This window comes from Arthrobacter agilis (genome assembly GCF_002953615.1).
GTDB lineage: Bacteria > Actinomycetota > Actinomycetes > Actinomycetales > Micrococcaceae > Arthrobacter_D > Arthrobacter_D agilis_B.
This window is the reverse complement of record NZ_CP024915.1, coordinates 1,212,331-1,217,756: the sequence shown is the minus strand read 5'-3', so window position 1 is coordinate 1,217,756 and position 5,426 is coordinate 1,212,331. Positions and strand designations below refer to the sequence as shown.

6 protein-coding genes are annotated in these 5,426 nt (G+C 67.9%); 5 read left to right on the top strand and 1 reads right to left on the bottom strand.

What is annotated here, in order from left to right:
* On the top strand, window positions 1-1,005 hold a 1,005-nt coding region (locus CVO76_RS05830), incomplete at its 5' end, for a quinone-dependent dihydroorotate dehydrogenase (RefSeq protein WP_208741182.1).
* Between the two features lie 92 nt (window positions 1,006-1,097).
* Here the strand turns inward: CVO76_RS05830 and CVO76_RS05825 are convergent.
* A complete protein-coding gene (locus tag CVO76_RS05825) occupies window positions 1,098-1,688 on the bottom strand; it encodes a DUF3043 domain-containing protein (RefSeq protein WP_133080545.1) in 591 nt (196 codons plus the stop codon).
* A gap of 116 nt (window positions 1,689-1,804) precedes the next feature.
* Here CVO76_RS05825 and CVO76_RS05820 point away from each other — a divergent pair, with 116 nt between their 5' ends.
* From CVO76_RS05820 to CVO76_RS05805, 4 genes are all read left to right on the top strand, one after another.
* Window positions 1,805-3,229 (top strand): dipeptidase, encoded by a 1,425-nt coding sequence (locus CVO76_RS05820; protein WP_208741180.1) that lies wholly within the window; start codon window positions 1,805-1,807, stop codon window positions 3,227-3,229.
* A 155-nt stretch (window positions 3,230-3,384) separates the two neighbouring features.
* Entirely contained in the window at window positions 3,385-3,765 is a 381-nt protein-coding gene (locus tag CVO76_RS05815; protein ID WP_133080543.1) for a HesB/IscA family protein, read from the top strand.
* A gap of 171 nt (window positions 3,766-3,936) precedes the next feature.
* Complete coding sequence (ctaC, locus tag CVO76_RS05810) at window positions 3,937-4,809, top strand: aa3-type cytochrome oxidase subunit II (protein WP_133080542.1); 873 nt, start codon at window positions 3,937-3,939, stop codon at window positions 4,807-4,809.
* Window positions 4,809-5,426: cbb3-type cytochrome c oxidase subunit I (locus CVO76_RS05805; RefSeq protein ID WP_208741178.1), on the top strand; the 618-nt coding region annotated here is incomplete at its 3' end. The genes ctaC and CVO76_RS05805, both read left to right, overlap by 1 nt.

Below are 5,426 nucleotides of genomic sequence, written 5' to 3'. Positions count from 1 at the left end.
CATCCGCGCCGTGGACCTCCCCCTGCCGGCTGGGCCCTGCGCCGTTTCTGCGCCCCGGACCCCCGCCTCGCCACGACCGCCTTCGGTGTGGACTTCCCGTCCCCGTTCGGCCTCGCGGCTGGTTTCGACAAGGCGGGCAAGGGAGTGCTGCCTCTCACCGCACTGGGCTTCGGACACATCGAGATCGGGACGATCACCGGCCGGGCCCAGCCCGGCAACCCCGCCCCGCGCCTGTTCCGGCTGGTGGAGGACAGGGCCGTCATCAACCGCATGGGCTTCAACAACGACGGCGCCGCCGCCGTCGCTCCACGCCTTCGATCGGCGCGGAACCGGCTTGCACGGCGGTACGGGACACGTCAGCGACCCGTGGTCGGTGTCAACATCGGCAAGACCAAGAAGGTGGACATCGCCGACGCGATCGCCGACTACCTCGTCAGCGCCGATCAGCTGGCACCCGTGGCGGACTACCTCGTGGTGAACGTGTCGTCGCCCAACACCCCGGGCCTCCGTCTGCTCCAGAGTGCGGAGTCCCTGCGGCCACTGCTCGAGGCGGTCCGCCGCACCTCGGACGAGGCGGCGGGACGGCATGTGCCGCTCCTCGTCAAGATCGCGCCCGACCTGACGGATTCCGACATCGACGACGTCGGAGCCCTCGCGCTGGACCTGGGGCTGGACGGCATCGTGGCCACCAACACCACCATCACGCGCGAGAACCTCACCACCGACGCCGCCACGGTGATGGCCAAGGGGGTGGGCGGCCTGAGCGGCGCACCCCTGAAGGCCCGGTCCCTGGAGGTCCTGAAGCGCCTGCGGGCTGCCGTGGGGGACAAGCTCGCCATCGTCGCCGTCGGCGGGATCGAGACACCCGAGGACGTCGTCGAGCGGCTGGACGCCGGTGCGACACTCGTCCAGGGCTACACCGCGTTCCTCTACGAGGGCCCGTTCTGGGCCCGGCGCATCAACCGCGGCCTCCTGCGGTCACGGTCCTCCCGATCCGCGACCTGAGGTTCCGGGAGGACCACGTCGACGACCGGGAACGACGGAAGCCGGGCCCGAGGGCCCGGCTTCCGTCGTCGCGCTCCCGGTCGCTGGACCGGTCAGGAAGGGTACTGGCCCCGGCGCACCTGGGGCTTCGGCAGGCGCAGACGGCGCAACTGCAGTGCCCGCGTGACGCCGTACCAGAGGTCACCCTGGTTCGGGGCACCGAACTTCTCGGTCAGTTTCCTCTTCAGCTTCCGGCGCAGCAGCACGCAGTCGACGATCACGGCGACGATGAGCACCCAGAACGCCATCAGGACGGCGCTCTGCACGGCGAGGGACTGGAAGAAGCTCAGGATCACGAAGACCAGCGCAGCGATCATGAGGAACTCACCGATGTTCACGCGGGCATCGACGAACTGCCGGATGTAGCGACGGCTGGGGCCCTTGTCCCGCAGCGGGAGGTAACGCTCGTCATCGGTGTCGAGGGCCTGGCGCATCCTTGCGCGGTCGTCGCGGACGCCGGCGCGGCTCTGCTCACGGGCCGCCTTGCGGTCGTTCGGCACGAGGGGACGCTTGCGCGCGGCCTCCTGCACACTGCGCTTGGGCGTCGGGGCGCCCTTGCCCTGTGCGCGTTGCGCCTCAGGGGTACGTGAAGCGCCGTCGACGACTTCCTGGGCAGAGGGGGCTTCTTTATTTCGTCCGAACACCCCTTCAGGATAGCGGTTCGCGGCCGGGAGGCGTCGCTCCGCGCCGAGCGTCGCCGCTGCCGCTCCGGAGTGCGCTGCGACACCACCGGCGCCGTCCGCGTGTGTAGGGTTCTGGCATGACTTCCATGAACACCTCCACCGGGCAACCGCAGGGATCCTCGCACGTCGGAGAGCAGCTCCGGGCGAGCATCGATGCCGCGTTCCCGCGCATCGTCGAGCAACTCTCGTCCCTCGTCGCCATCCAGGGCATCGCCTGGGAGGCCTTCGACGCGCACGAGCTCGACCGCAGCGCCGACGCCGTGGCCGAGCTGATCCGGGGCGTCGGGATCGACGACGTCCGCATCCTCCGCGTCGACAACGACGGCGCTCCCGGCGGTCCCGCCGTCGTGGCCCGTCGCGCTGCGGCCGAGGGCAGGCCGACCGTCCTGCTCTACGCCCACCACGACGTCCAGCCGCCGGGCGATCCGGCGCTCTGGGAGACCGAGCCCTTCGTCGCCACGGAGCGGAACGGCAGGCTCTACGGCCGTGGCGCGGCCGACGACAAGGCGGGCATCATGGCCCACGTCGGAGCCTTCGGAGCCCTGACGGAGGTGCTCGGGGACTCGTTCGGGGTCGGCGTCACGCTCTTCATCGAGGGGGAGGAGGAAGCGGGCTCGCCGACCTTCCGCTCGTTCCTCGAGACCTACCGGGACGACCTCGCGGCCGACGTGATCGTCGTCGCCGATTCCAGCAACTGGAAGGTCGGCGTGCCAGCGCTCACCACGAGCCTGCGCGGCCTCGTGGACGGCACCATCGAGGTGCAGGTGCTCGACCACGCGGTGCACTCCGGCATGTTTGGGGGACCGGTGCTCGACGCCCCGACGCTCCTCGCGCGCCTCATCGCGACCCTGCACGACGACGCCGGCGACGTCGCCGTCGCGGGCCTGGAGGGCGGGGACCACGCGTCCGTGGACTACGCCGAGCAGGACTACCGCGCGGACGCGTCGGTGCTCGACGGCGTCGAACTCGCGGGCACGGGGTCGATCGCCTCGCGGCTGTGGCACAAGCCCGCCCTGTCGATCATCGGGATGGACATCCCGAGCGTTGCTCTGTCCTCCAACACGCTCCTCCCGCGGGCACGGGCGAAGTTCAGCCTCCGGCTCGCTCCCGGCCAGGATCCGCAGGCCGCGATGGAGGCGGTCCGGCGGCACGTCGAATCCCACGCGCCCTTCGGTGCGAAGGTCACGTTCACGCCGGGGGAGACCGGCAGCCCCTTCCGGACGGACACGAGCGAACCGGCATCGCGCCTCGCACTGGAGGCGCTCGAGGAGGCCTGGGGCGTGAAGCCCGTGGAAGCCGGCATGGGCGGATCCATCCCGTTCATCGCCGACCTCACCGAGCTCTTCCCCTCCGCCCAGATCCTCATCACCGGGGTCGAGGACCCGGACTCCCGGGCGCACAGCGCCAACGAATCGCTGCACCTCGACGAATTCAGGAAGGCCGTGCTCGCGGAGGCGATCCTGCTCGCCCGCATCAACGACGGCGGGCTCACCGCCGGCTAGTCACGGACGGGCCGGGAGGGCGGAAATGTTTCCGCCCTCCCGGCCGTTATCCCTGATGCGGGCCCGGCGTACGATTGACCAAAGCCGTGCGCGCTCCACCGCGGACGGCACTGAGAGCGGACACACCTGGTGGAGTCCGAGCTAGGAGAAACACTATGAGCACATCGACCACCGAAACAGGATCCCTGCAGGAGTCCACGGAACTCCCTGTGCACGAGGTCGCCCTGTCCGACGTCGCAGCCGGCAAGGTGCGCAGCCTCCTCGAGCAGGAAGGCCGTACCGACCTCCGCCTGCGCGTGGCGGTCCAGCCCGGCGGCTGCTCGGGCCTCATCTACCAGCTGTACTTCGACGAGCGCGTGCTCGACGGCGATGCCGTCCGCGACTTCGACGGCGTGGAGGTCATCGTGGACAAGATGAGCGTCCCCTACCTGTCGGGTGCCTCCATCGACTTCGAGGACACCATCTCGAAGCAGGGTTTCACCATCGACAACCCGAACGCAGGCGGCTCCTGCGCGTGTGGGGATTCCTTCCACTAACACGCAGAAAGGGCCCGGAACATCACCGCCGAGGTGTGTTCCGGGCCCTTTTGCATGTCACCAGATCGCAGGTCTTACGGGTAAGCTCTACAGTGAGTAGTAAAACTGGATGTGCACCCCGGGCAGCTTCATGGGCGGGTGGCAACGCACGTAGAAAAGGAAGGTCCGTCTGTGAGTTCGCAGGACCGAACCGGTAGCAAGCGCGTCAGGATCGCGAAGATCTCCAGCCTCTCGCTGGCTGGCGCCCTCCTACTGACCGGCTGTTCGGCAGAAGCCCAAAAGGGCTGGCTTCCGGCAGACCGGGACAACACCAATCACACCGGGATCATCACCGATCTCTGGGTCAACTCGTGGATCGCGGCCCTGGCCGTCGGCATCATCACCTGGGGCCTGATCATCTGGTGCATGGTCGCGTACCGCCGCCGGAAGAACGACACCGGCTACCCGCGGCAGATGAGCTACAACCTGCCGCTCGAGATCTTCTACCTGACGATCCCGCTGTTCATGGTGCTCGTCTTCTTCTACTTCACCGAGCGTGACATCGCCACGATCGACGCGCGAGTGGAGGACCCCGACGTGATCGTCGACGTCCGCGGCAAGCAGTGGTCGTGGGACTTCAACTACGTCAAGGAGGACAAGTACTCCACCGGCGTCCAGGGCAGCCTGAACGGCGAGGAGGGCGTTCCGGAGAACCTCCCCACGCTGTACCTGCCCGTGAACCGGTCCGTCGAGCTCCAGCTCAACGCCCGCGACGTGCAGCACTCGTTCTTCGTCCCGGCGTTCCTGCAGAAGCGCGACCTGTACCCGGGCCGTACCAACTACATCAACCTCACTCCTACCAAGGAGGGGACCTTCGCGGGCAAGTGCGCCGAGCTGTGCGGTCAGTACCACTCGGAGATGCTCTTCAACGTCAAGGTCGTCTCGCAGGAGGAATTCGACGCGCAGATGGCGCAGCTGGAAGACGGTCAGCTCGGCGACGAGTACGACCGCGACTCCTACCCCGAGGATGACCCCGATACCGACCCAGCCAGGAGCAGCAGCTGATGTCCACCTTCGAATACACCCTTGAGGAAGCCGGCACCGTAGCCGCCCCCCGCGTGGTCCCGAGGTCCAAGGGACGCATCGTCGTCAGCTGGATCACCTCGACCGACCACAAGACCATCGGGTACATGTACCTGATCGCCTCGTTCGTCTTCTTCTGCTTCGCCGGCGTGATGGCGCTGGTCATCCGCGCCGAGCTCTTCGAACCGGGCATGCAGGTCCTGCAGACCAAGGAGCAGTACAACCAGCTGTTCACGATGCACGGCACCGTGATGCTGCTGATGTTCGCGACACCGCTGTTCGCAGGCTTCACGAACATCATCATGCCGCTGCAGATCGGCGCCCCCGATGTCGCCTTCCCCCGGCTCAACGCCCTGGCCTTCTGGTTCTTCCTGTTCGGCAGCACCATCGCCGTCTCCGGGTTCATCACCCCGCAGGGTGCCGCCTCGTTCGGCTGGTTCGCCTACGCGCCCCTCTCCAGTACGACGTTCTCACCGGGCGTCGGCGGTGACCTCTGGGTCTTCGGACTCGCCCTGTCGGGCTTCGGCACCATCCTCGGCGGCGTCAACTTCATCACGACGATCATCTGCATGCGCGCCCCGGGCATGACGATGTGGCGC